Below are 25894 nucleotides of genomic sequence, written 5' to 3'. Positions count from 1 at the left end.
AAGTCACCGAACTCGCCATCACCCGCAAAACGCTCCTGAGCCTCGGCGACCCACTCGACGCGGCACCACCCGCTGACCCGACCATCGCCAGCCCCGCCTACCAACAGATCCTCACCGTGTTCCACACCGCCACCACACCGATGCGCGCCAAGGACATCTGCCAGGCCCTGGGCACCGGCACCACCGCGAAGGACACCGAGAACCTCCGCGCCAAGCTCAAACGCCTCGTCACCCGCCAGATCCTCACCGAACCCGAGGCCGGACTGTTCACCCTGACCCCACCGTCGACGTAACCCCGACCACCAAGGCCCCTAACGAGCGGTCAAACCCAGTCCGGACATACACTCCCGAACCACCCTCTCAGCCGAGCGTGTTCGGCAAGGTGGCTCGCGTTGGGTTCTGCTTGGCGCGAATGGCGTAGCGGTTCGATCGACGGTGCTGGAAGGCTCTCGGAATGGTCCCTTCAGAAGCCGTGCCGTCGCTCGTTCGGTCTTCGCCCTATTGGCCGGTGGTGAGGCACCCGGTTCTGCGGCGGCTACTTCCGGGGTTCGCGCTGTCATACGTGGGCGACGGGATGAGCCTGCTGGCGGTCAGTTGGCTCGCGATTCAGTTGGCTCCGCAGACAAACGCCGGCATCTGGGTCGCTGCGGCAGTCGCCGCGTACACGCTGCCGGGTGTGCTCGGTACCGTGCTGTTCAGCCGGATACTGAGCGGCCGCAGCGGCGCGCAACTGGCTGCGTGGGACGCTGTTCTACGGGCGGTGGCTCTGGCGCTGATCCCGGTCGCTTATCTCGCCGGAGTGCTGGACATCGGGTTGTACATCGTGCTGCTCGGACTCTCTGCGCTGTTGCGGTCCTGGGGGTCGGCGGGCCGCTTCACTCTCGTCGCCGAGCTGCTGCCGCAGGAACACCGTCTGGCGGGCAATGCGCTCATCGGTTTGCTCGCCGAGGCGTCGAGTCTGATCGGTCCCGCCCTTGCGGCAGTTGTCATCAGCCTCGGCGGCCCCGTCCTCGTCATCGCCATCGACGCCGGAACGTTCGCCGTCCTCGCGATCACCTACTTGTTCGCGGTGCCGAAGACGGCCCGCGCCCCGCTCGAGGAGCGGAAGGCGTCGAGCCTCGCCGGCTTCGCCGCGATCTGGCATGACCGAACCCTGCTGGGTCTGTCTGTCCTGACCTTCGGCTTCTTCTTCCTGTACGGACCTGTCCAGGTGGCATTGCCGATCCACGCCGCGGAAGCACTCGGCAACTCCGCCGGGACCCTCGCCGCGTTCTGGACGGTGTTCGGCGTCGGAGCCGTACTCGGGGGGTTCGCCGCTGGCTATCTACGACGCTGGCGGCTGTGGCCGACCACCATCGCCATCGTGTTGGGTTGGGGCGCAGCCTTGCTGCCGCTAGGTCTCGGCGCACCGACGGGTGTAGCACTCGCCGCGTTCGCGGTCGGCGGATTGATCTGGGCGCCGTTTCCGGCGACGACGATGGCTCTGCTGCAACGTTCGACGGACGGCGCCATGAGGGCTCCCATACTCGCCGCGTACGCCGCGATCGTGACCCTGTCCGTACCGCTCGGCACCATCGCCGGCGGACCACTGATCACCAGCCTCGGCGCCCAGCCCACGATCCTCGTGTCGGCCGCGCTGACACTGATCTTCGGCGCCACAGCGGTGGGCATCGTGATGCTTCGGGCATATCGCTACAAGCGTACCGATCGAAAGGATCGCGATCAGCCAGGCGACCCGCTGCACGGAGATGACGTCCCGGTCTCGTTCGACTCGGAGCCGGTGCGGTGAATCGGGACAAGCCGTGGTGACGCCCACCGACCAGCAGCGAGGCGTCGACGCCGAGACGCAGCCAGCCCAGACTGGGCGACGCCTGCCTTTCGTTGCATTTCTGGTCGCCGAGGCCGTGTCCGTAGCCGGCAACCGCATCGCCATGATGGCGATCCCCTGGTTCGTGCTCGAAACCAGCGGCAGCGCGGCACTCACCGGAGTCACCGCCTTTGTCTTCTTCGTACCGTCGGTTCTGGCGGCAGTCCTTGGCGGCGCGATAGTCGACCGTTTCGGCTACCGGCAGGTCAGCGTCGTGTCCGACATCGCCAACATGCTGGCCGTGGCCGCCGTCCCCACGATGTACGCCATTGGAGTACTTGGCTTCCCGCTCCTTGTCCTGCTTGTCTTTCTCGGAACGCTGTTCGACGCGCCGGGCAACACCGCTCGCCGTGCCATGCTGCCGGACCTGGCCACCAGCGCGCGGCTACCGATCGAACGCGCCGCCGCGCTACACGACGGCGCCTACCGCCTCGCGCAACTCGTAGGACCCGGTCGGCGGCATCCTCATCATCGGCATCGGCACGATGAACGTTCTGATCGTGGACGCGGCGAGCTTCGCCATGTCCGCTGTCCTCATCGGAGTCTTCACCGCGGCTGTGCGCTTGTCTCGGCCTCCAGCGCCGGCCACGACGCCCAGGCGGTACGTCGCCGACCTCCACGAGGGGCTCACCTTCATCAGGCGTGACGCGTTGCTGCCGTCGATTCTGCTGATGTTCGTCATCGCGAACATGCTCGACAACGCCCTATTCGCCGTGCTCCTTCCGACAGACGCCGCCCAGATCCTCAACGATCCTGTCGTCCTCGGCATCTGTGTCGGCGCACTCGGCGCCGGCTCCCTGGCCAGCACACTCATCTACGCTGCGATTGGTCACCGGCTGCCCCGCCGCGGTGTGCTCGTACCCGCCCTACTCATCGCGGGAACACCGAAGTTCCTGGTGCTGGCGGCCTTTCCCGACACCTGGGTACTCGTCGTCACGATGGTCGCGGCGGGACTTGCCGCAGGTCCGGTCAATCCGCTCCTCGGGGCGATCGAGTTCGAACGGATACCCGCCGCGCTACGCGGGCGCATGCTCGGCGCGCTCATGGCCTGCGTGATGGCTGCGATACGTCGATGACCTGCTCGACGACATGGCCGGTCAGCTCATGGATATCGCCCTGGTGCCGGGCTATCAGGAAGTTGAAGAACTCTCCGACGCTCCACGCCTTCTTTTGCACCGTCAGCGCCGAACGACCCCCATGGCGCTGCGCGGCGAGGAACCGGTCCGCGTCCGCCGGCTTCGCGGTCCACACCGGCCGCCCTAGAAAGCGGACGAATTCGAACAACGTCGACCGATCACCGCCGACCGTGCTGTCACGGATCCCCGCACCCACGCAGGCCAGCAGGTACTGATCCACCAGCTCCTGCTCGTAGTCCGCCTCATCCTCAGCCGACCCGAGCCGACGCGGCGAACCCAACGAACGCACGACAGCCAGCCCTACACCCCTCCAACGATCGAAGGAAATGGCAGGAAGTCATGAAAGCAGACGACAGGTCAGGATCCCTGACCATCCGTCAATCACCCGTACAGCCGACGAGCACGGCCGGATCGAAGTACTGGCCACCGACTATCCACTCCACCAATAGCATCGATAGCAATCAACTCATGGTAGTTCCGGTAACCAACCCGCTCGACCTCATCGACGACGACGCCGACAGCGTCTAGTTCAACCCTGTCGACACGCAGGCGGTGGTGCCGCACCCGAGCGTGGGTGTGGCACCGCCGCCTTGCCGCGCGCGTAACCGCGAAGGACACGTCATGGTCACCATCCTGTTTACCCCGTCGCCCACCCCCGTCGGCACCGATCCCGGCTCGCCGATTCCCCCGTCACCGGCAACCCAGTGGATCCTGCAGGCATCGCACTGGGCCATCGACCGGCCCTGGCTGCTGGGCGTCGCCGCCGGCCTGTTCCTCGTCTGGATCGCCGGCCGCAACCTCGTCGCGGGCTGGCGACACCGGCACCACGCCACGGGTGCCCGGCTGGTCACCATCGCCCCACCGCCCGAGGTCGACGAGCACGGTGCCGCCGCCCTGTGGGCGAATCTGGCCGGCATCCTCACCCCATCCCGCCGTCGACGACTGCTCTACGGCACCCCGCACGTTGCCCTGCAGTACGCGTGGACCGGCCGGCAGCTGATCATCTCCCTGTGGGTGCCCGGCACCATCCCGAAGGGGGCGGTCGAGGCCGCCGTACGCGCGGCGTGGCCCGGCGCGGCCACCACCACCAGCGAACCCGCCCCTGACCCCATCCCGGTAGAGACGGCCGCCGCCGTGGGTGGTCACCTGCTGCCCGTGGCCGCCGAATGGCTGCCACTGAACGCTGACCACGACGCCGACCCGCTACGCGCCCTGATGGCCGCTGGCGCCCAGCTACACGACGGCGAGTACGCCTGTGTGCAGATCCTCGCCCGACCAGCGGCACCCCGTCGCGCGGGGCGGGCCCGACGCGCTGCCGGTCGGCTGCGTCAGGGCAAGACCGCCGTCCCGTTGGTCAGCCTGGCCGGGCCGCTGACCGAGCTGATCGACATCTTCCTGCCCGGGCGCTCCGGCAGCCCTGCCGGCGCGGCACCGGCCAGCCGCCGGGACCCGACGGTCGAGCGGGACGTGCGGGCAATCCTCGACAAGACCTCCCACCAATTGTGGGAGACCGGCATCCGGTACGCGGTCGCCTCCCGCGCCCACCGCGACGGCACCCTGCCCTACCACCGACTACGCGGCGTCGCCGACGCTGTCGCCTCCTCGTTCGCCGTCTACGCCAGCCGTAACCGGCTCGCCCACCGAACCCGGATGCCTCGGCCCGCCGTGGTCCTGGCCACCCGCCGTCTCGGCGCCGGGTTCCTCACCTCAGCCCCGGAACTCGCCGTGATGGCGGGACTGCCCCGCGACCTCGCCGTGCCCGGCCTGGACCGCGCCCGCGCCAAGTCCATGCCAGTCCCGGTCGCCGTACCGAAAGGCGGCCGGGGCCGCAAGGTCCTCGGCGACGCCGAGGTCGGCGGCCACGCCGTCGCCTTGTCCGTGCCGGACACCCGCTACCACACCCACATGGTCGGCCAGACCGGCTCCGGCAAGACCACCCTGCTCGCCAACCTGATCATCGACGACATCAAGGCCGGCCGCGGCACCATCGTGCTCGACCCGCACGGCGACCTCGTCCTCGACGTCCTCGACCGGATCCCCGCGACCATCGCCGACCGGGTGGTGCTATTCGACCCCGCCCAACCCAACCCGCCAGCAATGAACCCCCTCGAAGGCACCGACCCGGACCTGGTCGTGGACAACCTGGTCGCCATCTTCGGGTCGATCTTCTCCAAAGCGTGGGGGCCACGGATGGACGACGTGATGCGGGTGTCCTGCCTGACCCTGCTACGGCACGCCAACGTCACCCTCCAACACATCCCGCCGCTACTCAACAGCGCCCAATTCCGGTCGGCGATGACCGTCGACCTAGACGACCCAGACGGGCTGCACGGCTTCTGGCAGTGGTACGACGAACTGACTCCGGCGCTGCGCTCACAGATCATCGGCCCCGTGCTGGCCAGACTGCGCGCCTTCCTACTCAGGGATTTCGTCCGCAAGACGATGCGCTACCCCAAGTCAAGCTTCGACATGGGCAAGATCCTCAACGGCGGATTGTTGTTGGTGCGGATCCCGAAGGGGGAACTGGGCGAGGACACCAGCCGGCTACTCGGCTCACTGATCCTGGCCCGGGTATGGCAGGCGGCAACCGCCCGCGCAAGCATCCCCGCCGACCGCCGAAAGGACTGCTCGATCTATCTCGACGAGTGCCAGAACTTTTTGACCTTGGCCGCGAGTCTGGACACGATGCTGGCCGAGGCCCGTAAATACCGCCTCGCGATGACCCTCGCACACCAGGACCTCGCCCAATTCCCCCGCGAACTCCTGGCAGCCGTGTCCGCGAACGCCCGCAACAAGATCTACTTCAGTGTGGCGCCAGAGGACGCCCGTGTGCTGGCCCGGCACACCCTGCCGGAACTCGACGAGCACGACCTGGCCCACCTCGACGCGTACACCGCGATCGGCCGCCTCGTCGTCAACGGCCGGCAGATGCCGGCGTTCACCATGCGGACCCGCCCACCGCTGCCGGTGCTCGGCGAGGCCACCGCGATCCGACAGCAGGTCGCCAAGACAGTCCCCGCCCAGGACCCCTCCGCCATCGACGCCCTAGTCAAGCAGCACAGCCGGAAACCGGACGACCGACGCCGCAGAGGCGGCAAGGCCCCGTCGTGACCGACATGTCAGAGCGACAACCATCGGCTTCCGTAACGGGATCCCCAAGGGGATCCACCACCCCTTCCACCCCCATCACCGACATCCACTGACAGATCACCCGTGACGGCCTGTCTCTACCGCGCTGCGGCCTGCCAACCAACCACTGTGGTCCAACCCCACCCAGACACCCTCCGTATGGAGGACTCTCTTCCCCAAGGAGTAGCCGTGTCCAGCCGTCTTCCACCTCGCTCGCCCTCATCCGACCCGTACCTACACACCCGCCGTCTCACCTCACGCGACCGACTCCTGCTGTCCTGGCTCGCCGAGCACTACCTGCTGTCCACCCACCAGGTCACCAAGGCACTGTTCCCCTCCGGCCGCAGCGCCCGCCTACGGCTAACCCTGCTACACCGCATCGAAGCCGTAGACCGGTTCGTCGACCAAGCAGCGGCCAACTCCACCCAGTACCTGTACGCGCTCGGACCGCTCGGCCTGCGACTCAACCGCGACGCCTACCACGACCCCGACAACCCCACCGCGAAACCGCCACGCAGCAACCGCGACCGCGCCGACCGCATCGTCGGCAGCCGCAAACTGCGCCACCTGATCGGCGTCAACGACTTCTTCACCGACCTGCTCGCCCACGCCCGCACCAACCCGCAGGCGCGACTGGAACGCTGGTGGTCCGAACAGCACGCCACCGACGCCTACGGCGGCGCCGGGGTCCAACCTGACGGCCACGGCATCTGGACCGTCGGCGACGCCACCGTCGGATTCTTCCTCGAGCACGACAACGGCACCGAACCCCTCGGCAGGGTGCTGGCCAAGCTACGCGCCTACGAACGGGTGACCGAGTTCGGACCCCGATACCCGGTCCTGTTCCAAGTCCCCAGCCGAGGCCGCGAGCGCAATCTCCTCGACGCACTCGCCGATACGTCCGCCGCGATGCCGATAGCTACCGCCGTGCACGACACCAACCCAGCAGGGCCCGTCTGGACCCTGACCAGCGACCCCGACCGGCTACGCCACCTGTACGAACTCCCCAGCGACCACGGCCCGTACACGGCCACGAACCCCAACCGGTTCGTTCATCGCGACCCGGCAGCTATCTGTCCGGGAGGCGACCAAAACCTACCTCTCAACTTGAGGCAAGCTCATAAATGATTTCCAGGCCGTCTTCGGTGTCCCACTGCTGTCCGACCTCGATGAAGCCGTACTGTGCCGCCAGCTTGCAGGAGGCCAGGTTGTCGGGGCTGATGGTGACCCGAACCGTACGGACCTGCGGTTCCTCGGCGGCGCGGCGCAGCAGGGCTTCCAGCGCCGCGCGGGCGTAGCCACGTCGCCGGAGCGCCGGGTCAACGGCGTAACCGATCTCCACCATCCCCGTCGGGTCCGGCGGCCCGTGATAGCCGGCCCGCCCTACGGCCAGGTGCCGCTGTTCGTCCCAAATTACGCCGGTGACCCATGCCGCGCTGGCCGGGTCGTCCGCGACCTGTCTGCTACGCATCTGCCACACGCCTCGCCAGTCCGGGCCGGCGAAGTAGGCCGACAGGGGAACAGGGCTGGACATGTTCGCCGCTGCCAGGTCACCCCGGGCAAGGGCGTGAAATGTCGGGCCGTTCAGATGCACGATGCGCACGGAAGCGGGCTGTAGTCGTCGCATCGCTTCCTGACCGAGACGGCGACCATCCGCACCCTGTTGATCGAGCCCTTTCATCACGACGCGAGACTCTACCTCGTCAGGTCAGGGTCCGCGCCCTTTGTCATCGCACCGGCGCACTCACACCGGCGCGACCAAGCGTTCGCGCCGAGCTGGCTTCAACGAGCGCAGTGCGCGGCTTGGGACTTTGGGGGGCGCAGTGAAATCTGGTGCGGGCACTGAATTTGGTGGAGCGGTCGGTCCCGACCGGTGAGGATGACGTCCGTGTCTGTTCCCACCCGTCAGGTCCGCGCCCGCTACTCGACCGACACCATCACCGTGTACCAGGCGTATCCCCCGCAGATCGCGCTGCCAGCGGTGGCAACCGGCCGCTTCATGGCTCCCTTCAAGCGGGAACGGATGACGTGGATCAAGCCGTCGTTCCTGTGGATGATGTACCGCTGCGGCTGGGCTACGAAGTCAGGGCAAGAGCGTGTTCTGTCCATCGACATCACGCGGGACGGATTCGAGTGGGACGCTGGCGCGGGCTTGCCTGAGTCACTATGACCGAGACGTGCACCGCGACAAGGCGACCTGGTCGCGGCAACTGAAGACCAGTCCAGTCCGAGTGCAGTGGGATCCGGAACGATCGCTGGAGTTGAAGGCGCTGCCGTACCGGTCGCTGCAGGTCGGATTGTCCGGCGAGGCTGTCGACCGGTACGTCGACGACTGGGTCGTTGCCACCACCGATATCACCCCCAGGGTGCACCTGGTCCGGGATCTTCTGCGTAGCGGCGACGACCAGGCGGCAGCAGCTCAACTACCTGTCGAACATGCCTACCCGCTGCCGGCTCAGATCGCCACCGGCCTCAACGCCAGCCCGAACGTCACCGCAGACGAAGTGCCCGAGCAGCAGCACGGACAGTGACGGCCGCTCGGCAGCCCAGCACGCCTACTCGGCGGCAGCAGCGTGCCTGTGATCTTCGCGTGGGCTACTTGAGGCGGCGATGAGGCAACGACGCGCGATGATGAGATCGTGTTGATCAGTGAGATGGAGCCGCTGCTGACGTCGATGCTTGACCTTGCCGGAGTGCGCCCCGACGAGGTCTCCGCCACCGACGTGCGAAGGACAGTCGAGGTCTTCCGTCGATTCGCCACCGTCCCGGTCGATGACGCCGTCTCGCCCGACCAGGACGGCGACGGGATCCTCGCCCAGACCGGAACAGTTGACTTCGACGGCGTGCGTGAGTTCTATGCTGATCTCACCCGGCAGCTCATCGAGGCCGACGACCAGGACGTGATCTGGCAGCTGCGCTGCACGCTCCACTGGACACCCAGCGCCGAAACCGAAGCACTCGGGTCCAGTGTCCGATGGTCCTTCGGCACGCCTCTCGACCGCTTTTTCGCCGAGGCTCTCAGCCTTCCCGGCTGGACGTGGGCGCTGGCCGGCAGACAGACACCTCGTCATCTCATGATCAAGCTCGATCGAGTCTGAGCGCGTCTCAGCAGATCGCACGTGTACCGGCCAGAGGGCAGGGCAGCGAGAAGCAGCGTGATGCTTGATGGCCAGCCGCCCGCACGATCGGGACAGAAGCAAGTCTTGCTTGTTGCTGCTCACTATCGGAGCGGCACAACGCGGAAATCGGTGACGAAGCTGGTGATCCGCCCGTCTTCGGCGCGGCCTACGTAGGTCGCGTACACGCCGTCGCCCCACCCTGAACCGACGACGTACACATTCGCCGCGGTCTGCTGCTCAACCACTGCGGTAATAACGGCTTCGATTGGGTCATCCGGAATTTGCGCCGGAATGAACACCGCGTCCAACTGCTCGTAGTCCCACCCACTCAGCGCCTCGACCGCGACCTGGTCGGCAAGCGTCCCGGTACCCGCGTCAACCGCGTAGCCGAAGAAGTCCTCGTCGCCGAGTGAGGCCACGTCCTGGTCGGGGAGCAGTGCCATGGTCCACGACGCAGCCGGCTCGTCAGCAACCACCAACTGCAGTGCAGCAATCCGCCGCTGCGACTCCGAGCCGTCCCTCAGCAACACCGCCACCCACGCCCGCAGTTCGTACTGGCCCGGCTCCACCGCGTCAGTGAACGGCGTGGTGTGCGGAACGAGCGGGTCGCACCCCACGACCTTCCCGGTTGGCAGCACCACTGGCCCGAGCTCATAGGGCTCGATACGGTAAGCGATCCCATCGCACTCGGCGCGGTACCCAGCGGTCAACACGACGTCAAGATCGGGCATGTACGGCATGGCGCGCAGCGTATCTGGGTCATCGCCTCGCTGCGATGCAGTCTCATCGGCACGACATGACGGCGCCGGAGTATGGCTTCCGATCACCCATGACCGGCCTAACCCTGCTACCGCCCGACGGTCACGACCGAGATTCACACTCCGCGGATCGGCCGACACCTACCCGTGGTGAACTCGGCCGACAGATTTTCAACCGGGCGCAAGGTTTAGATCAGCCCGAACGTCTGCGGGTCACCCTCTTCAGATCGCGGTGATCTGTCAGGGCCCGGTGAGTAGTCGTCTTCGAACGACGCCCAGCCTCTGACAGTGCAGGTCAGCGACCCCCTGCACGGGAACTGCGGTGTTCTCAGTGCTGACAGATCAGGCCGCTACGGTTCACGGCACTACAGCAACCTCATATATCCCCACCCGGTAGGTCCCACCCTCGGACCCTTCGCCGCATCCCGGCATCTGATGCCCACCCGCCGCAAGGCCGGTCGGCGCAGCAGCCTCGCGACGAAACCCGACGGTCGCATCTATCACCTCGTACCAATCCAACCCACCTTCCCAGTCGGAGCCCACGCACCCAGTGGGCCGGCAATCTCCGCGTGCCCGCAGGGCATGACTGACCCCCAGGAGGAAGCATGGCCAAGAAGACGGCCCCCGCGGCCCCCACCGCTGCCCCGGCCATCCCCGCTGCGCCCGTTCGCACCATGATCGTCTGTGTAGGCCCGGAGTTGGCCCGCATGCTCGACAGCACCCGGCAACTCGAACGCCACCTCGGCGTCTCGGGCACCAGCTGTCCCCGTTACTGGGCCTCCCCGGCCCTCTACCCGTGGCAACGCCGTAGCTTGATCGACCTACGCAAGACCAAGACCGGACCTCGGTACTGCGCCGGTGGACCTATCCGCCTGCTTGACCTGTCCGGTATGCGCCACGGCGCTTACGTCGGGGCCAGTGTGCGCCACGCGCAATGGGCGCACGTTGTCGCGGGCACGAGACCGGCCACTCCATGGCCGAGTTTCCTGCAACAGCATCTGTCCGACCCGTTGGCGTATCCAATGCACACGGCGACCGCCGAGTTCAACCGGCAGCCACGAGTGCAGGCCATGCGCATGTACAACGCCGCCACACACGGTCCTGGTCACCTCGACCCGGGCGACCTGGAGATGTTCCAGGCCGGCGCCAGCGCGTACGCCAACTACCACGCCCTGTGGGCGGTGTGCACCGACGCCTTCTGCACCGAGACAGGCGACCGGTTGCAACCGGCCAGCGCGTTTTTCGCCGACCGCATCACCTACCTGGAACGGGCGGTCCGCTACCTGGACTCGCTCGACAGCAACCAGCGGCTATTCGCCGTCACCCTGCACCACGTGTAACCACTGACCGGTCGGGCCAGCCACACCTCCCTCGTATCCAAGGGGACCCGTGTTGCTGCCCGACCGGCTCCACCCGACCACATTCCCACAGCATTCGAAGGGATGGATCCGTATGCTTCGACGGCTCTGGTTCGACCTGGCCACGGTGCTGCATCTGGCCGAAGCCACGATCAACACACCTCACCGGATCGACATCGACGGCAACGTCGTGCCTCACACTCCGCCCGCGCTGCACCTCATGCGCGCCTGCGGCGCAGACCTCGACGATCGCCTCTACATGGACGGGAACTTCCCGCCAGGCCTGTCCGAGCACGGCGTCAACGCGGAACCGTCACGCGGCATGCATCGCGGTCGCCTTGACGGACACGGCATTACCTGGACCGAATGGCTCGGCAGCCCACCACGTCACCGCCAACGGATACAGGCGCAGATCGCCCTGCTCGACGAGGCCAGACTGCTCGACCTGCTCCGCGCTGGCCACGCCGCCGGCTATGACATGTTCACCATCGACGTAGATCTGCGGGCGAGTATCGGTCGACGCCGCGAACGGCGCTCCCGCCAGACGCCCCAGGCTGGGGCATCCCACCACGCCCGGCCCGCGGAGGGGCCGCCCTATACCTCTTCCAGAGGTCAGTTCTGATCACCGATGAGCGCTTTGACGTGGACGAGCTAAGCGCTACCTTCCACGCCATTCTCGTCGGGCTTATCAGCCTCGGCTGCTGACCTACCTTCGCTCGCAGGCTGACCGCCGCACTCTCGCCCCATCGCACTCGCACGACCTGGCCGTTGCCCGGCCGACCCCGCGCACACCGCGCACCCGGGCACGGCCGGTATGGCCGTGCCCGGGTTCCCGTCTTCGCTGAAGGGAACCGCTATGGACTCGAACCCTGCTCCGGCCGTCCGCGCCACTGGTGCCCGACGTCGCCGGCTGCACATCGCCGTGATCGGCGGCAGCCTGACCGGCACCGTTACCGCCCTGTTGTTGGGACGGGCCGGCTTCGACGTCACCGTCTACGAGGCCGCCCCGACATCCGCCCCGCGCGGCGGCGGGCTTATCGGCCTGGAACACACCGCCCTCGACGTACTCGACCGGCTCGGCATCGCCCAGCGGGAGTTCATCGCCTACGACTCCGAGACGATCCTGCAGGTCGCGATCCGCGACCGGAAGCCGCAACAGACCCTCCAGCGCACCTACCCCGGCCGGAACACCACCTGGACCCTGCTGCACCGCGCGTTGGCCGCCCGCGTTCCGGCGGGCGTCCTACGCAAGGGAATGCGAGTCACCGGCCTAAGTGAGCATGCGGGTCGGCCGCTCCTGCGGTTCGCCGACGAGCGCACCCCCGAACCAGCCGACCTGGTCGTGTTCGCCGACGGCCGAACCTCGATCGGCCGTCGCCTCCTCGACCCGACCCGCACGCTGCGCTACGCCGGCTACGTCGCCCACCGCGGGATCGCGACCAGCGCCCCCCACGACCTGCGGGACTTCGTCCGGCTGGAGCCGTGCCCTGGCGCGCAGTTCAATGTCGCGCCGGTGCCCGGCGGCTGTGACTGGACGTTCTACCTCGGCTGCACCGCCACGGAATACGAGCAGCATTTCGGCGCGAAGCCCACCCGCCGGGTCTTCGCCCTGCCGCAGCACATCACCCCGGCTGCCCATGAGCACGTCAACGAGCACGCCGACTATCTGCTTCCGCCCGACCACGCGGCGGTCGTGCGGGCCACCACCACCCGTATGGCTGTGCCGGTGCTCGACATCGCTTCGCCTACCCGCATGGTATGGCCCATCGGGCGCGGGCATGCTGTCTTGCTCGGTGACGCCCTCGCCCCGGTCCGCCCACACACCGCTCGGGGCGCCAACGCCGGCATCGAACAGGCGGCCGGACTGGCCGTCGCCCTCACCCAGCACCGCCGGTATGGCGCTGACCTGCCCACCGCCCTGTACGGGTGGCAGAGCCGGCACCTGCCCACTGCGGTCGCCTCCGTGCAGCAGGGGCCCGTCATCGGCGACAAACTCGGTTTCGGCGTTGCCTAGCCGCCCATCTTCGACGGCCAGAGTCCCACCGGGTCCGCCCGAACCTTTGCTGAGAACCCCCACGTCGCATCGCCCTCGCTGCCGCATCGGCCGGGGGCGCCTTTGTATCCCAGATCGAAAGGACACGACCCGATGGCCATCAGAATGACCAGCGTTATCTACGACGACCTCGACGGATCCGCCGAGGAAGTGGGGACCTACCGGTTCGCCTTCAACGGTGTGCAGTACGAGATCGATCTCTCTCGCTCTAATTTCGACCGGATGGCCGCCACCTTCCAACCCTTTATCGCTGCTGCCCGCCGCCTGCCGAAGGCGACGGCGAGGAAGCAGACCGGGCACGGCAGCAGCGCAGATCGCCGCGCCCTCACTGCCCGCGTCCGGCGGTGGTGGGCCACGCACTGGCAGGAGCACAACCTGCCCGAGCCCAGAACCCGAGGGGCGATCCCACCGGCCGTCCGCGACGCCTACAACAGCGCCCACTAGCCCTGCGCGGCGTGTACGCGGGTCGCGTACCAGGGGCGCGTAGCCGCTGCCCTGGGCTGTCACCGCCCCGTATCCGCACGACTTGATCGTGCCCCGTTTCGAAGCGTGCATGGAGTGCACGCCCTGTCACTCACTCATCGGGAGCAGGGAGAAAGGAACTCGTCATGACCGACAGCACCAATAGTCCGACCAATCTAGAGCCAACGCCGTTCAGTTAGGGCGGTGGCTGGTTGGTCAAGGGTCGTTGGTGATGACGTCGATGCTGGTGGTGGCCTTGTAGGTGCGGCGGTCGATGTTCGGTCCGCGGGCCTGGTACTTGGAGTTCGAGCGTTTGATCATGCGGGTCTTGGTGCGGACGCGGCGGTCGGGAAGCAGGTCGGCCAGGACACGTTCGCCGATGACACCGACCAGGTCGATGTCGGTATCGGCGATGACGCCGGCGGCGTGGACGACTTGGTCGCGGGCGGCGTTGAGTGCGGTGGTGAAACTGGCCCGGTCCGGGTCGAGGCCGGGCCGGCTGTCGGTGGCGTCGACCATGGCGGTGCGTAGCACCTGGTAGACGATCAGCAGGGCGTGGATCTCCTGGTCGACGCCGTCGGGGGTGCGGGCACGCAGGACCCGGCCGCCGAGGATGGTGGACTTCAGTTCCAGGTAGGCGGTTTCGATCTCCCATCGCTGGTGGTAAAGGGCGACGAGGTCGGCGGCCGGGTAGCGACGCGGGTCGAGCAGAGTGGTGATGAGCCGGTAGTCGCCGGTGTGGTGGCCGGCGGTGGTGGTGATGCTGATCCGGGCCTCGATCACGCGGACGTGCTGGCCGCCGATGACCGACAGCCAGGAACCGTCGCGATAGCGGCGGACCAGCGGGAGCCTGCGGCTGGTCTTGCAGCGGATCAGCAGGTCCGCTCCGGTCGCGGTGAACGCGCCGATCAGGTCGGCGGCGGCGTAGTTGCGGTCGGCTAGCAGCAGCATCCCGGCGCGTAGGCTGCGGGCGAGCTGGTGTGCTTGGGTGATCTCGCCGGTGGTGCTGGGGTCGAACACGGCGTCGATGACCGAGCGGGTGCCGCAGGTCAGCAGCGCGCTCAACCGCAGTGTGGGGTAGCCGGATCCGCCGTTGTTGCACCGGTGTTTGACGTAGCGGCGCAGGTTGGCCGGCGAGTCCGCCACGGTGATCATGGTGCCGTCGATGACGACCGGCAGCAGGCCCCGCCACCACACCGCAGCGACGGCGCCCGTGGCCACCGGGCCTCGTAACAGGTCGAACAAGGCCCGCAGTGGGGTCGGGCCGAGTCGTTGCCGGGCTTGTCGTAACGCGCTGCCGCTGGGGTCGGCCACGGGTAGCCCGCGCAGGCCGGCGACGAGTTTCGCCCACACCTGCCGGTAACCCACGTCGGCGAACAGGCAGCCGGCCAGCAGCAGGTACACCACCACCCGGGCCGGCAACAGACGGACCCGCCGCTGCGTCCGCCGGGTCGCGGCGAGGACGTCATCGACCATTTCGAACGGCACAAGGCGGGTCAACTCACCGAGGTGACCCGCCGCGAACGGCCCGGCAGCTACCGTGACTGTCCGTGTTATGGCAATCTGATCCACCGAGCGGGGTTCCTGGTTCGGGTTGTCTTGGAGTGACAAACCTTGATACCGGAACCCCGCTTCTCACGCCCTGACCAACACACCATTGACCAGTCACGCCCACGCCTAACTGAACGGCATTGAATCTAGAGCGGGTGCTGGCCGCGCTCGCCGAGCTCGGCCCGGCTACGGCCGCAAGGATCAGCGAGGTCGTCGGCATCGCTTACCCAACGACTACCCCCAAACTGCGAGAGCTGGAAAGCGCGGGCTACGCCGAGCGGCTTCGCACCGAGCAGCGCACGACGTTATGGCAGGTGACCGAAACCGGCAAGGCCGCCGTCGCGTCGGTCACCACCGGTAGCACCAGCATGCAGGCACCGTCACCGAGTGATGACCAGGCTGGTGAGTCGCAGCAGCGAGCCGACCTGCACCCGGAGGCGGAGCCGGAACCCGGCAGTGGAGCACCTATCGAGGACCCGGCACCTGGTAGCCCGCCAACCGACCAACAGGGCGGCGACTCGGCGGAGACCGGCCCGGCAAGCCCGACGCCGCCGCAAGCGCCAGGCCCAGACGTGGCGGGCGGGTCGGAACCGATGCCCGAACTGGAGACCAACTCGACGACGGAAGCCGTGCACCAGACACCGGCACTGACCGAGGGAGCTGGAACCGGCCCGCAGGAGCGCGACGGCCGTCGGAAGTCGTCCCAGCCCCGACGCCGCAAGGGGGAACTCCGCGAAGAGGTGCTGGCGCTGCTGCAAGGTAACCCGGGCACCGCCTACAAGGTCGGGGAAATCTGCAAGCTGATCAACCAGTCCCGCGACGGCGAGCAGGTCAACAAGGCCAGCGCGGGGGCGGTGGCGAATGCCCTGGACAAGCTCGCCATGGCCGGCTCCGTCACGCGAGTTGACACCAAAGTCGCCACCTACCAGGCCGACTAAGGCCTGTTTCATAAGTCCGGTCAGAGCCATTCGCAGATGATGGTGATGGTCAGGACGGCCTGGAACCGGACAGCCAACTTGTCGTAACGGGTGGCTACGCCGCGGTGGCGCTTGAGTCGGGCGATGCCGTTCTCGACGGCGTGTCGCATCCGGTAGAGGTCGGGGTCGAACTTCGGTGGGCGTCCGCCGCGGCTGCCCTTGGCTTTGCGGTGGACGTCTTGGTCTTTCTTGCTGGGGATGCACGCCTTGATGCCGCGTTTGCGCAGGTAGACGCGGTTACCGTGGCTGGTGTAGGCCTTGTCGGCCAGGACCAGGTCGGGGCTGGTGCGGGGCCGTCCCACCCCGAGACGGGTCACCTTGATACGGCGCAGAACCGGGATGAACTGCGGACTGTCACCACAATGCCCGGCGGTCACGACCATCGACAGGACCTTCTGTCCCTGCTCACAGGCCAGATGCGTCTTGGTACTCAGACCGCCGCGGGATCGTCCGAGGGCGTGATCGGCGGGTTCGTCGTGCACACCACCCGGGTGGCTCTTTTTGCAGGTGGCCGTCTGCACGAGCGCCGGCGGCGTGTTGGTGGGCACGGCTGGTCATCGAGTCCACGCTAACCAGCCAGGTGATCCGGCCTTGCGCATCGCCGGCGGCCTGCGAGGCGGCCAGGATCTTGTCCCAGGTGCCGTCGCGCTGCCAGCGACGGAACAGGCCGTAGATCGTCTGCCAGGGTCCGTACTCGGCCGGCACGTCACGCCAGGGCGACCCGATCCGGATCCGCCACCTGATCCCGTTAATGAGCTGCCGTTTGTCCCACTTCGGCGGCCGACCCTTCACCGACGCGGCAGGCAGCAGTACGGCGAGCCGCTGCCACTGAGCGTCGGTAAGGTCGTGCCGCCTCGTCACCGCTAAGGTAGCCACGAGGTCTCCGGTATGACGTTCGAGCTTGGTCGCTGAACCGTCTACCGGAGACCTCGTCAGCAATCGATCACCGACACGCCGTGACCTTCACCGGCCACCAAGACTTATGAAACACGCCTTAGTGCAGGCATGCGACAAACTGGGTGAAAGCCACACCTAGGATGCGCGCCTGTCGATTAGCCAGCACCCCATCCTTCGGAGGTCGTGAATTTTGCTATTCACGCTGCGCAGTGCTGCCCTTACACTCTTCGGGGTAGCCGACCTTGACGGGGAGGGAAGGCAGTGCATTCCTTTCAACGCGTCTATGAGGCTGTCCGTCTGTGCGGACATCGATGGTCTCTGGAGATCCTGACCGCGCTGCAGCAGGGGCAGCCCATGCGCTTCACTGATCTGCTGCACACCATCAGCCCTGCGCCCAGCTCGAAATCGCTGAACGAGGCTCTGCGGCGGCTGCAGGAGTATGGCCTGGTTGGGCACGTCGCAAGTGCTGAGGGCAGCCGTTACGCCCTGACCAAAGCCGGCGAAGAACTACTGCCGGTGCTCATGTCATTCATGGCCGACCTAGGGCAGTGGCTCGACACCTACGGCGACGAGACCCACCAGTCCTCGGTCCACAACCGCGCACCGCGCTTGAGTAGCGCCGAGGACGCACGGGCTCAGTCCTGGTAAGTCACATCGACGTGGCCGTCGTGCTCGCCAGCGTCGGGCTCACCGGTGCGCTGGCGGGCGCGGCTCTACCATGGGCCGCACGGTTGCTAGCGGTGCCAGCCAGCCCGTGTGGCAGCGTCACCACGGGATCGACAGGGGGCACGTTCCGGGGAAGGCTGGTCGGTAGCGCCAGCCTCGCGGTCGCCTCGGTCGGCATCGAATTGCGCCTACAGCCTGTAGAGCCACCCCGCCTCGTGACCTTGGCGGTATGGCTGGTCGTTCTCTACAGCGGGGCACTGCTCGCAGTCGTCGACATCGCCGCGCGCCGCCTGCCCACTCCTGTCATCGCCGCCGCTGCAACAGCGGTCATCGCCATCCTCGCAACCGAAGCGGCCATTACCGCTGACGGGCGGCGGCTAGCCAACGCTGCGGCGGCCGGCGCGGCGGTCGGCAGCGGATACCTGCTGCTCGCCCTTATAGCCGGCAGCCTGGGACTCGGCGACGTACGACTCGCCGCACTACTCGGGGCCGCCCTCGGCACGCTCGGCTGGGACGCAGTTCTTGTCGGCGCCGTTTTGCCGTACATGTTCGCGGCGCCCGCCGCGCTCATCCGCCTGGTAAGCCGTCCGGGTGAGGGCAGCATGTCCTTCGGGCCATACCTAGTGGCCGGCGCCCTCGCCGCACTCCTAATCACCGTCTAAAGACCAAGTCGTGCCCTCACGGGGTGGCATCTGATAGCACGACGGCTCCCCCTGGACTGCGGACCCACCGCTCTCCTCGCTAGGGATGGAACATCACTGGGCACAAAGTGGGTCAGCGGCGATGGCTGCTGCGCGTGTCCTCGAGCAGCCCTCCTCGGATGCTGCGCCGCCCGCCCCCTCTTGGTCAAGATGGTGTGAGACACCCTGTGTGAGTGGGGTGGCGGGCCTGCTGAGGGCGGGGATCGGAGATCCTTGTGTACGTGTCCACTTCATCTGGCAAGCAGCCGGCGTCCGGCGACGGGGTTGATCCGGCGCCGAAGCCGTCGCGGCGGGTTTTCAGCCCGGAGTACAAACGTGCGATGGTCGCCGAGTACGAGAACGCCGCGAACGGGGAGAAAGGCGCGATCCTGCGACGGGAAGGTTTGTACTCGTCGCACATCATCGAGTGGNCACGGGCTCGGGATGCCGGGCAACTCGGACAGGTAGGGACTCCGGTCACGGGTTCCGGTGCTGCGGCGGGGTCGCGGGTGAAGAAGTCCGCGGAGCAGGTGGAGTTGGAGAAGCTGCGCCGGCAGAACGAGAAGCTGCAGGCGGANCTGAAGAAGACCCGTATGGCGTTGGACATCATGGGAAAAGCGCACGCGCTCTTGGAAGAACTCTCCGAGAGCGCGGACAACGACAACCCGCCGAAGAGATCCTGACCGCCGTGTTCGGNNAGTTACGCGGCGCGGATNTCTCGGTGCAGCGGGCGTGCGCGTTGACCGGGACCTCGCGGGCGACGTACTACCGGCGGGTGAAGCCGGTCGGTCCACGGCACGGGCCGTGGCTGCCCCGGACCCCGCCACCGCAGGCACTCAGCCCGGCCGAACGCGGCCGGGTGCTGGCGGTGCTGAACTCGCNNGTCTACGCCGACCTGGCGATCCCGCAGGTCTGGGCGAGGGAACTGGATGCGGGCCGCTACCACTGCTCGATATCCACGATGTATCGCATCGCCCGTGCGGCCGGGCAGAGCCGGGAACGACGTCGACTGGCGGCCNATCCACCCCGGGTACGTCCGGAACTGGTCGCGACGGGGCCGGGTCAGGTGTGGTCCTGGGACATCACCGCGTTGAAAGGACCTGTCACAGGCCTCTGGTACCGGTGCTACGTCGTTATCGACATCTACTCGCGCTATGTTGTCGGGTGGCTCGTCGCGGCCGGGGAGGACGCGGTCGTGGCCCGCGACTTCCTGGCCGATGCGATCAGCCGTAACGGGGTCGAGCCGCACACCATCCACGCCGACCGTGGCGGCGTCATGGTGTCGAAGCCGGTATCGCAGATGCTCGTCGACCTCGGTGTCCTACGGTCGCATTCCCGACCTCGGACCTCGAATGACAACCCGTATTCCGAAGCCCAGTTCAAAACCATGAAGTATGTGCCGGACTTCCCGGAAAAGTTCGGGTCCCTCGCTGACGCGAAAGCTTTCTGCGACGGCTTCTTCACCGCCTACAACCATGAACACCGACATTCCGGGATCGGCTGGCACACCCCGGCGTCGGTGCACTACGGCACCGCCGAGCAGATCCGTGAGCAACGGCAGGACACCCTCGACGCGGCCCACGCCGCCCACCCGGACCGGTTCAACCGCAGGCCCCGCGCACCGAAACTGCCCGACCACGCCTGGATCAACAAGCCAACCCAGCAGGAACCAACCGTCTCAGTTTGACTTGACAACTACCGGCCATCCTGCCTGCCGCGCGCGACGACCGCGAACGCTGCACAGTCGACACGTACGGGATGTCGTACGAGCATGGCAGGGTCAATGCGTGGCGTCAGGACTAGAGATGGGCAGGTGCGGCGTGGTAGGCAGCCAAGCGGGAGGAGCTGCGTACTCTTCGGGTGTGTCTGGGAACCCCGCCCGATGGCCCGTGTATGAGCTGCACCGTCACTTCTGCTCTGGTTTGGGAGACCACCTGTCCGAGTGGCCGTCTCCCTCTGACATCATGTCCAAGCCTCTCAGGCTCCGTGCGGCCTCGCCCTTGCCACCTCGGCTGATTGTCTACTTGTTCAACGCCACAGATCACCCCTCGGAACGCCGCGCGGGCGACTACCGCATCCAGCTCCGGCTGCCGGGCCAAAGACCGCGGTCACGAGGCACCCTGGAGTCCGAACCCGGATCAATGCTCGTTCTAGCTGGGTATATCCAGGAGTTCGACACCTTCGTAATGTGGGACGCCACCGCCCATTCAGAATTTCCCTACTCGAAGGGCGTTCAGGTGGCCGCCCGGACGGTACACGAAGCGGCTATCGATGGAGTCGCCGAGCAGATTCGCCTGATCCGGTCTGCAGGGGTTACCGAACACGTAGTGGCGGCACGGACGGACCACCTAGTCCGAGCACTAATACGACGACATGAAATCACGCGCGACGACCTCCTACTAGAGACGCAGCAATACCACAGCGGGCGTCCGTCGCCTAGGGCTGATTCATCGCAGGGAGAACTCTGGTGAGGCGCCTCCGGGATTTAGAGCTGAGGGAAAGCTACGATAAGGGCGAAGACGATATAGCGGAGGACTTCTATCTGCCCTGCATGAGACTAGCGACGCGCTACGATCGAATTTCCGGCTACTTCTCGTCAGCCGTTTTCGGGATCGCGTGGCCCGCGCTGAAAGAATTCGTCCGTTCGGGTGGAACGATGCGGATTATTTGCTCACCCGTATTCTCCTCCGCCGACTCGGCAGTGTTGCGAGAAGGTAAGGAATCGCTAGCCAACGAAGATCTTGCGGCTTCCTTAATCACAGAATTGAACATCCTGCTCGCCAGTGACCGGTCCAGGAAGCCAACGCGAATACTCGCTGGGCTTATAGCAAGTCGAGTAGTGGAGATTCGCCTAGCCAGCGTCGGCGCGTCAGCGCGGGCTTCAGAGCGTCGAATGTTTCACGACAAAGTTGGAATCTTCGGAGACCCAGGTGGTGATTGGGTCGGTTTCCGTGGATCGATGAATGAGACATACCTTGGCCTAGCCGCCGACGGAAACATTGAGAGCATCGACGTTTTCGCATCATGGCTTGACCCACGCGATGCGCGACGAACCGAGAAGTCGCGCGAACGGTTCGAGTTGCTTTGGCATGATCGGGCACAGGGCGTCCGCGTGCAGCCGCTAAGTGATGATGCCATGTCCCGGGTGCGCGAAGCCGGAGCCGAGGACTGGGAGGTATTGGTTGACGAAGTAATAGCAGAAGCCTCCGTCCGGGCGAAGAGCAGCGGAGCACGTTCATCGCTCAGAGACCACCAAGTACAGGCCCTGGCGTCTTGGGAGCTCAACAACCGGCGCGGCTTAGTTGAGCATGCTACTGGTAGCGGCAAAACTTACACGGCGATCAACGCCATTCGCGCCGCTTTAGAAGATGGCGGTAACGCCCTTGTGGTCGTCCCAAGCGCACTACTTCTAGGGCAATGGCAGCGCGAATTAGGTGAGGGCCTTCGGGACCTAGAACCGAAACTCCTGCTCGCCGGTGACGGACACGAGGACTGGCGGCGTCAAGAGCTCTTGAGGCCATGGAGTGCCCCCGGTGGTTCAGGAGCACGGATTATTCTGGCGACAATGCAAACTGCTTGCACTGATGGCTTCCGCAATCGGCTCTACCCGCACGACCGCCTCCTTTTTGTGGCGGACGAAGCCCACCGGCTGGGCAGCCTTAAGGCAAGAAGCCTACTAACAATTAGTGCAGGATGGCGCCTAGGGCTCAGTGCGACTCCACGGCGAGCAGGTGACGCCGAAGGGACCTCGGCCATCCTCGACTATTTTGGCGGCATTCTAAAGCCGGCGTATAGTCTTGCCGACGCAATCCGAGATCGGGTCCTCACGCCATATACGTACCATCCACACACTGCTCCGCTTACTGGGCCGGAGCAGGCTGAATACGAGGATATAACCCGCAGAATCCGTCGAGAGTCCGCGAGAAACGCCACTGACTTTGGTGACATCGAAAGTAACGAACGGCTTCGCCGCCTCGCTATCGCCCGAGCGCGCATCCTGAAGCAGGCTTCGGCAAAGGTTGATCTGGCACGCCGGGTTCTGGTCGATCACTGGCAGGACGGGCAGCGGTGGATCGTTTACTGCGACAGCATTCAGCAGGTGCAGCAGGTGCGAGCTGCACTAAGCGGGGCAGGGATACCATCTCTGGAATACCACTCAGAGATGGACGGCAGCAGAGAAGCTACGCTGGTGGAGCTAGAGCTCAATGGCGGAGTGCTGGTAAGTGTTCGCTGCTTGGACGAAGGCGTCGATCTCCCAGCAGTGTCGCACGCCCTGATCCTAGCTAGCAGCCGGAACCCGCGGGAGTTCATTCAGCGCAGAGGCCGCATCCTCCGCCGACACCCTGGCAAAATCTATGCGCGCCTCCACGACGCAGTCACTACACCAAGCGTCGAGAAGAGTGAGCATGCGTCGTCGCCAAACTTCCGACGACGTGATGCCGACCGGCTTCTAGCGGGCGAGCTCGGTCGTGTGCTTGACTTTGCGGGTGGTGCTGCCAACCCTCAAGCCATGACCGAGGTCGAACGAATTTGCATCGAGCATGGAGTTCAAGTCGTCGCAAACCATGTTGCGGACGGTGCCGAGGGTATTGAGTCGGAGGACTATGACGATGAGTGATACTGCAGGAGTCGAGCTGGCTTCCGACACGGAGCACATCTTGCCTCAAGCCTCGGTAGAGGATGTGTTGCGTGCCGCCGAGGACCTACGCGAGGCAGAGTTTCCGGATGTCCCGGCGGATCTTCTTGAGGCCGTGCTCAGCGCCGAGCGGGATAACCTCGACAATGCTTCAGTTGCAACCCGGGCCGTAGCAAGGGCCATGGAAGATTACCTCTCTCGGGAGGGCCAGTAAATGCTGCGCCTCAAGTCTCTGGAAATTACGGATTTCGGCCCCTACCGAGGAACCCAAACGTACGAGTTTTCAGACAAGCCAGGCGTTGAGCTCATGTGGGGCGAGAACGGCAGAGGCAAAACCTCATTCCTGAACGCACTCCGATATGCTTTATTCGGCGTGATTCTTGGCCGCGGTTCCGCGAAGATCGACTTTGCAACTGTTGGGAACAGCGAGGTAGAAGGGCATCGCGGAGCACGGGGCTTCAAGACCGTCCTCTCTTTTGTCTATGCTGGACGGTCCTATAAGCTCACACGCGCCTTCAAGCCCTACGATCCCACACGGCCGGCTCATTCTGCGGCGGATTTTCGTGAGCAGCTTAGCCTTCTTCGTGACGGAGCTGCTCTGGGTCCCGATGAGCGGAATTGGGAAATCGCCCGGCTGCTGCCGGAGCAGATTGCGCGTTTCTTCCTGTTCGACGCCGAGCTGCTTCAGGAGTACGAGCAGCTGCTTACGGCTGGCAGTGAGGTTGGCGAACGCCTCAAGGAAGCTATTGAGCGTATCCTCGGTGTACCCATCCTAACGGAGGCTCGAGCCCACACAGCAGCGCTCCTGAAAACCGCCCGTACAGACCAAGCCAAGGCAGCTCAACGTGACAAGAGCACACGCGAGCTTGGCAATCACCTTCAGATTTCAAGCGAGCAGGCGGACCAACATCGCGAGAACGTTCATGACTTGACCACTAAGGTCGACGAGCTCACCAGCAGCGTTAGCGATCTTGAGAAAAGGTTGGCATCGGCAACACGTTTACGCGAACGGCTAGGTAAGCGCAACGCAAAGCGTGACGAGGTCGAACGGCTGTGCCAACGCCGTGACGAGCTAGTAAATGATCTCAAAGTAAAGTCTGGTACCGCCTGGCGTGCTGTGCTGGAGCCAACGGCACAGGAGGTGTTGACCCAGCTCGACGACAAGATCGATGAAGTCACGAACAGTCGGGACGATGCTGTTCTCGCGCGAAACGCCGCACGGAGCCGGGCCGTGTTGATCTCGAGTGGCCAGTGCCCGACGTGTGGCCAGGGCACCTCGGCGATCCAGACGCTAGACGTGGCTGAAGAGTCGCCCGCCCAGGATCCCGCAGAGTTCGACCGTTTACTCGTTGACCTCCGTAACCGCCAACGTGCACTTCGGCGATTGAGGGGGGAGGCTTCCCTACTTGCCCGGCTCGAGAGCGAGGCTGAACAAACGCTGGTCGATCTGTCGGATGCGGAGCAACAGTTGAACGAACTCGAGGCTCACCTTAAGGAGGACGGCAGCGGCGAAGACGCACTCATGGAGCTCGTCGAACGGCATGCCAATACACGAATAAGCCTCGGCAACACAAAGGCAATACTTGCTGAAGAACGTCGACTGCTGGTCAATAAGGAGGCGGCTGTCGCTAAACTATCTGAGAGGTTAGCTAAGGCCGGGAATAATCAGACCGGACCGTACGACCGTAAAGTAGCGCTTCTTATCCGGCTGCATGACCTGCTTGACGCTGCTGTCACTGACTTCCGGGAGAGGTTACGTGAGCGAATCGAGGAAGATGCTACCGCCGTCTTCCGTGTCCTCTCAGGAGAGCCTGATTACGACCGACTTCGCATCAACGAAGGATATGGGCTGACAATCCTCCACAAGGATGGCCAACCGATCGTCAACCGCAGTAGCGGGTACGAGCATATTGTTGCACTATCCTTGATTGCCGCCTTGCAGAGATGCTCACCGATGAGCGGACCGATCATCACCGACAGCCCCTTTGGCCGCTTGGACCGGACGCACAAACGGCATGTCTTGAAGGCCCTACCAATGTTGACTGATCAGGTGCTCCTGCTTGTGCACGACGACGAACTTGATCGGGAGACCGCAGTCCAAGAACTTGACCACCTTCTCGTTTCGGAGCATCACCTCCGTAGGCGATCGGCACGTCACACGGAAATCGAGCGGGGAGCACAGGTATCATGACTACGCCTACGCAGCGCGGCGCGACCGCAACAAGTTCCTCCGCCAAGGCCCCCAAGAAGACCATGAGCTTCACAGCTGCGGCGGAGTCTGCGGCCAAGAGGGTAAAAGATCATTTCAATCTCCCCGACGCTTTGGACGCCGGCCGGCTGGGTCTGGCCTATGCGCTACGTGAGAAACTGCCGGTTGAGAGGCCTGCTGACTTCGGCGCCCTAAGTGGCACCTTGTACAACATCGGATCGGTCGACCCGGAAGGAGAACTTCGGGATCTCCTCCTGGCCCTCCGGCCTGAACTGTCGGAGGACCCTTACCGGGTAATCGAAACCCTGTTGAATATCGGCACGATCAGCCTGGATAATCAGATCGCTACCGCTGCAGTGCTCTCGCTTCGAGACTTGCTAAACGAGCCTCAGTAGA

General features: G+C 65.4%; 23 protein-coding genes and 3 pseudogenes. 21 read left to right on the top strand and 5 right to left on the bottom strand.

What is annotated here, in order from left to right; translation table 11 throughout:
• The 4 genes and pseudogenes from SALPAC6_RS26170 to SALPAC6_RS30810 form a co-directional block, all read left to right on the top strand.
• Positions 1-293 (top strand): hypothetical protein (locus SALPAC6_RS26170; protein WP_018254431.1); only part of this gene is annotated, 293 nt, incomplete at its 5' end.
• A 215-nt stretch (positions 294-508) separates the two neighbouring features.
• Positions 509-1789 (top strand): MFS transporter, encoded by a 1281-nt coding sequence (locus tag SALPAC6_RS0116225; RefSeq protein ID WP_188115265.1) that lies wholly within the window; start codon positions 509-511, stop codon positions 1787-1789.
• Positions 1749-2306: pseudogene (locus SALPAC6_RS31295) on the top strand (MFS transporter); the annotation flags it as partial. The gene SALPAC6_RS0116225 and the pseudogene SALPAC6_RS31295, both read left to right, overlap by 41 nt.
• 46 nt (positions 2307-2352) lie before the next feature.
• Positions 2353-2943: an MFS transporter gene (locus SALPAC6_RS30810; RefSeq protein WP_080636078.1), complete on the top strand. Its 591-nt coding sequence runs from the start codon at positions 2353-2355 to the stop codon at positions 2941-2943.
• On the opposite strand, the gene SALPAC6_RS26160 is transcribed toward SALPAC6_RS30810, so the two are convergent.
• Entirely contained in the window at positions 2909-3223 is a 315-nt protein-coding gene (locus tag SALPAC6_RS26160; protein ID WP_223874331.1) for an integrase, read from the bottom strand. The two genes, SALPAC6_RS30810 and SALPAC6_RS26160, sit on opposite strands and share 35 nt — an antisense overlap.
• Positions 3224-3624: 401 nt before the next feature.
• Between SALPAC6_RS26160 and SALPAC6_RS0116205 the strand changes: the two genes are divergently transcribed.
• Together SALPAC6_RS0116205 and SALPAC6_RS0116200 are read left to right on the top strand one after the other, a co-directional pair.
• Positions 3625-6114 carry a type IV secretion system DNA-binding domain-containing protein gene (locus SALPAC6_RS0116205; RefSeq protein WP_018254428.1) on the top strand — a complete coding sequence of 830 codons (2490 nt, stop codon included), beginning with the start codon at positions 3625-3627 and terminating at the stop codon, positions 6112-6114.
• A gap of 207 nt (positions 6115-6321) precedes the next feature.
• Positions 6322-7260: a replication-relaxation family protein gene (locus SALPAC6_RS0116200; RefSeq protein WP_018254427.1), complete on the top strand. Its 939-nt coding sequence runs from the start codon at positions 6322-6324 to the stop codon at positions 7258-7260.
• Here the strand turns inward: SALPAC6_RS0116200 and SALPAC6_RS0116195 are convergent.
• Entirely contained in the window at positions 7235-7735 is a 501-nt protein-coding gene (locus tag SALPAC6_RS0116195; protein ID WP_018254426.1) for a GNAT family N-acetyltransferase, read from the bottom strand. The two genes, SALPAC6_RS0116200 and SALPAC6_RS0116195, sit on opposite strands and share 26 nt — an antisense overlap.
• A 276-nt stretch (positions 7736-8011) precedes the next feature.
• Between SALPAC6_RS0116195 and SALPAC6_RS26155 the strand changes: the two are divergent.
• Together SALPAC6_RS26155 and SALPAC6_RS0116185 are read left to right on the top strand one after the other, a co-directional pair.
• Positions 8012-8663, top strand: a pseudogene (locus tag SALPAC6_RS26155) (DUF4291 domain-containing protein).
• 108 nt (positions 8664-8771) lie between these two features.
• The gene (locus tag SALPAC6_RS0116185) at positions 8772-9230 is read left to right on the top strand and encodes a hypothetical protein (protein ID WP_018254425.1); all 459 of its coding nucleotides are present in this window, start codon (positions 8772-8774) and stop codon (positions 9228-9230) included.
• Between the two features lie 122 nt (positions 9231-9352).
• Here SALPAC6_RS0116185 and SALPAC6_RS0116180 read toward each other — a convergent pair whose 3' ends face one another.
• Positions 9353-9991 (bottom strand): DUF4241 domain-containing protein, encoded by a 639-nt coding sequence (locus SALPAC6_RS0116180; protein WP_018254424.1) that lies wholly within the window; start codon positions 9989-9991, stop codon positions 9353-9355.
• 623 nt (positions 9992-10614) lie between these two features.
• Here SALPAC6_RS0116180 and SALPAC6_RS0116175 point away from each other — a divergent pair.
• The 4 genes from SALPAC6_RS0116175 (at position 10615) to SALPAC6_RS0116160 (ending at position 13864) form a co-directional block, all read left to right on the top strand.
• Positions 10615-11349: a hypothetical protein gene (locus SALPAC6_RS0116175; protein ID WP_018254423.1), complete on the top strand. Its 735-nt coding sequence runs from the start codon at positions 10615-10617 to the stop codon at positions 11347-11349.
• 112 nt (positions 11350-11461) lie between these two features.
• Positions 11462-11989: a hypothetical protein gene (locus SALPAC6_RS0116170; RefSeq protein WP_018254422.1), complete on the top strand. Its 528-nt coding sequence runs from the start codon at positions 11462-11464 to the stop codon at positions 11987-11989.
• A 234-nt stretch (positions 11990-12223) separates the two neighbouring features.
• Positions 12224-13381 (top strand): FAD-dependent monooxygenase, encoded by a 1158-nt coding sequence (locus tag SALPAC6_RS0116165; RefSeq protein WP_018254421.1) that lies wholly within the window; start codon positions 12224-12226, stop codon positions 13379-13381.
• A 132-nt stretch (positions 13382-13513) separates the two neighbouring features.
• On the top strand, positions 13514-13864 hold the full coding sequence (locus SALPAC6_RS0116160) for a histone-like nucleoid-structuring protein Lsr2 (RefSeq protein WP_018254420.1): 351 nt from the start codon (positions 13514-13516) through the stop codon (positions 13862-13864).
• 234 nt (positions 13865-14098) lie between these two features.
• Here the strand turns inward: SALPAC6_RS0116160 and SALPAC6_RS0116155 are convergent, their stop codons facing one another.
• Positions 14099-15454 carry an IS4 family transposase gene (locus SALPAC6_RS0116155; RefSeq protein ID WP_026189523.1) on the bottom strand — a complete coding sequence of 452 codons (1356 nt, stop codon included), beginning with the start codon at positions 15452-15454 and terminating at the stop codon, positions 14099-14101.
• Positions 15455-15573: 119 nt separating this feature from the next.
• Between SALPAC6_RS0116155 and SALPAC6_RS0116150 the strand changes: the two genes are divergently transcribed.
• Positions 15574-16371 (top strand): MarR family winged helix-turn-helix transcriptional regulator, encoded by a 798-nt coding sequence (locus SALPAC6_RS0116150; protein WP_162562067.1) that lies wholly within the window; start codon positions 15574-15576, stop codon positions 16369-16371.
• 20 nt (positions 16372-16391) lie between these two features.
• On the opposite strand, the pseudogene SALPAC6_RS26150 reads toward SALPAC6_RS0116150, so the two are convergent.
• Positions 16392-17286 (bottom strand): annotated as a pseudogene (locus tag SALPAC6_RS26150) (IS5 family transposase).
• 282 nt (positions 17287-17568) lie between these two features.
• Between SALPAC6_RS26150 and SALPAC6_RS26145 the strand changes: the two are divergent.
• The 8 genes from SALPAC6_RS26145 (at position 17569) to SALPAC6_RS0116105 (ending at position 25893) form a co-directional block, all read left to right on the top strand.
• Entirely contained in the window at positions 17569-17955 is a 387-nt protein-coding gene (locus SALPAC6_RS26145) for a winged helix-turn-helix transcriptional regulator (protein ID WP_050563453.1), read from the top strand.
• A 233-nt stretch (positions 17956-18188) separates the two neighbouring features.
• Complete coding sequence (locus SALPAC6_RS0116135; protein ID WP_223874390.1) at positions 18189-18635, top strand: prepilin peptidase; 447 nt, start codon at positions 18189-18191, stop codon at positions 18633-18635.
• A 979-nt stretch (positions 18636-19614) separates the two neighbouring features.
• A complete protein-coding gene (locus SALPAC6_RS0116125) occupies positions 19615-20340 on the top strand; it encodes a transposase (protein ID WP_450097619.1) in 726 nt (241 codons plus the stop codon).
• A 118-nt stretch (positions 20341-20458) separates the two neighbouring features.
• Positions 20459-21124 (top strand): hypothetical protein, encoded by a 666-nt coding sequence (locus SALPAC6_RS31290; RefSeq protein ID WP_397540900.1) that lies wholly within the window; start codon positions 20459-20461, stop codon positions 21122-21124.
• A 488-nt stretch (positions 21125-21612) separates the two neighbouring features.
• Positions 21613-23271: a DEAD/DEAH box helicase family protein gene (locus SALPAC6_RS27950; protein ID WP_162561540.1), complete on the top strand. Its 1659-nt coding sequence runs from the start codon at positions 21613-21615 to the stop codon at positions 23269-23271.
• Entirely contained in the window at positions 23264-23503 is a 240-nt protein-coding gene (locus SALPAC6_RS0116120; RefSeq protein WP_162561541.1) for a hypothetical protein, read from the top strand. Before SALPAC6_RS27950 ends, SALPAC6_RS0116120 begins: the two co-directional genes overlap by 8 nt.
• The gene (locus SALPAC6_RS27945; RefSeq protein ID WP_080636075.1) at positions 23504-25480 is read left to right on the top strand and encodes an AAA family ATPase; all 1977 of its coding nucleotides are present in this window, start codon (positions 23504-23506) and stop codon (positions 25478-25480) included.
• A complete protein-coding gene (locus tag SALPAC6_RS0116105) occupies positions 25477-25893 on the top strand; it encodes a hypothetical protein (protein WP_018254412.1) in 417 nt (138 codons plus the stop codon). Before SALPAC6_RS27945 ends, SALPAC6_RS0116105 begins: the two co-directional genes overlap by 4 nt.
• The last annotated feature ends 1 nt before the right edge of the window (position 25894 follow it).

Source organism: Salinispora mooreana, from assembly GCF_000379065.1.
GTDB lineage: Bacteria > Actinomycetota > Actinomycetes > Mycobacteriales > Micromonosporaceae > Micromonospora > Micromonospora mooreana.
The sequence above is the reverse complement of the archived record's forward strand: the minus strand, read 5'-3'. Positions and strand labels throughout refer to the sequence as shown.

Excerpts from the sequence above, each read along its gene's own strand:
- SALPAC6_RS30810 (WP_080636078.1), top strand. The coding sequence starts at position 2,353 with ATGAACGTTCTGATCGTGGACGCGGCGAGCTTCGCCATGTCCGCTGTC.
- SALPAC6_RS0116205 (WP_018254428.1), top strand. The coding sequence starts at position 3,625 with ATGGTCACCATCCTGTTTACCCCGTCGCCCACCCCCGTCGGCACCGAT.
- SALPAC6_RS0116180 (WP_018254424.1), bottom strand. The coding sequence starts at position 9,991 with ATGCCGTACATGCCCGATCTTGACGTCGTGTTGACCGCTGGGTACCGC.
- SALPAC6_RS0116175 (WP_018254423.1), top strand. The coding sequence starts at position 10,615 with ATGGCCAAGAAGACGGCCCCCGCGGCCCCCACCGCTGCCCCGGCCATC.
- SALPAC6_RS0116170 (WP_018254422.1), top strand. The coding sequence starts at position 11,462 with ATGCTTCGACGGCTCTGGTTCGACCTGGCCACGGTGCTGCATCTGGCC.
- SALPAC6_RS0116165 (WP_018254421.1), top strand. The coding sequence starts at position 12,224 with ATGGACTCGAACCCTGCTCCGGCCGTCCGCGCCACTGGTGCCCGACGT.
- SALPAC6_RS0116160 (WP_018254420.1), top strand. The coding sequence starts at position 13,514 with ATGGCCATCAGAATGACCAGCGTTATCTACGACGACCTCGACGGATCC.
- SALPAC6_RS31290 (WP_397540900.1), top strand. The coding sequence starts at position 20,459 with ATGGGCAGGTGCGGCGTGGTAGGCAGCCAAGCGGGAGGAGCTGCGTAC.
- SALPAC6_RS27950 (WP_162561540.1), top strand. The coding sequence starts at position 21,613 with ATGAATGAGACATACCTTGGCCTAGCCGCCGACGGAAACATTGAGAGC.
- SALPAC6_RS0116120 (WP_162561541.1), top strand. The coding sequence starts at position 23,264 with ATGAGTGATACTGCAGGAGTCGAGCTGGCTTCCGACACGGAGCACATC.
- SALPAC6_RS27945 (WP_080636075.1), top strand. The coding sequence starts at position 23,504 with ATGCTGCGCCTCAAGTCTCTGGAAATTACGGATTTCGGCCCCTACCGA.
- SALPAC6_RS0116105 (WP_018254412.1), top strand. The coding sequence starts at position 25,477 with ATGACTACGCCTACGCAGCGCGGCGCGACCGCAACAAGTTCCTCCGCC.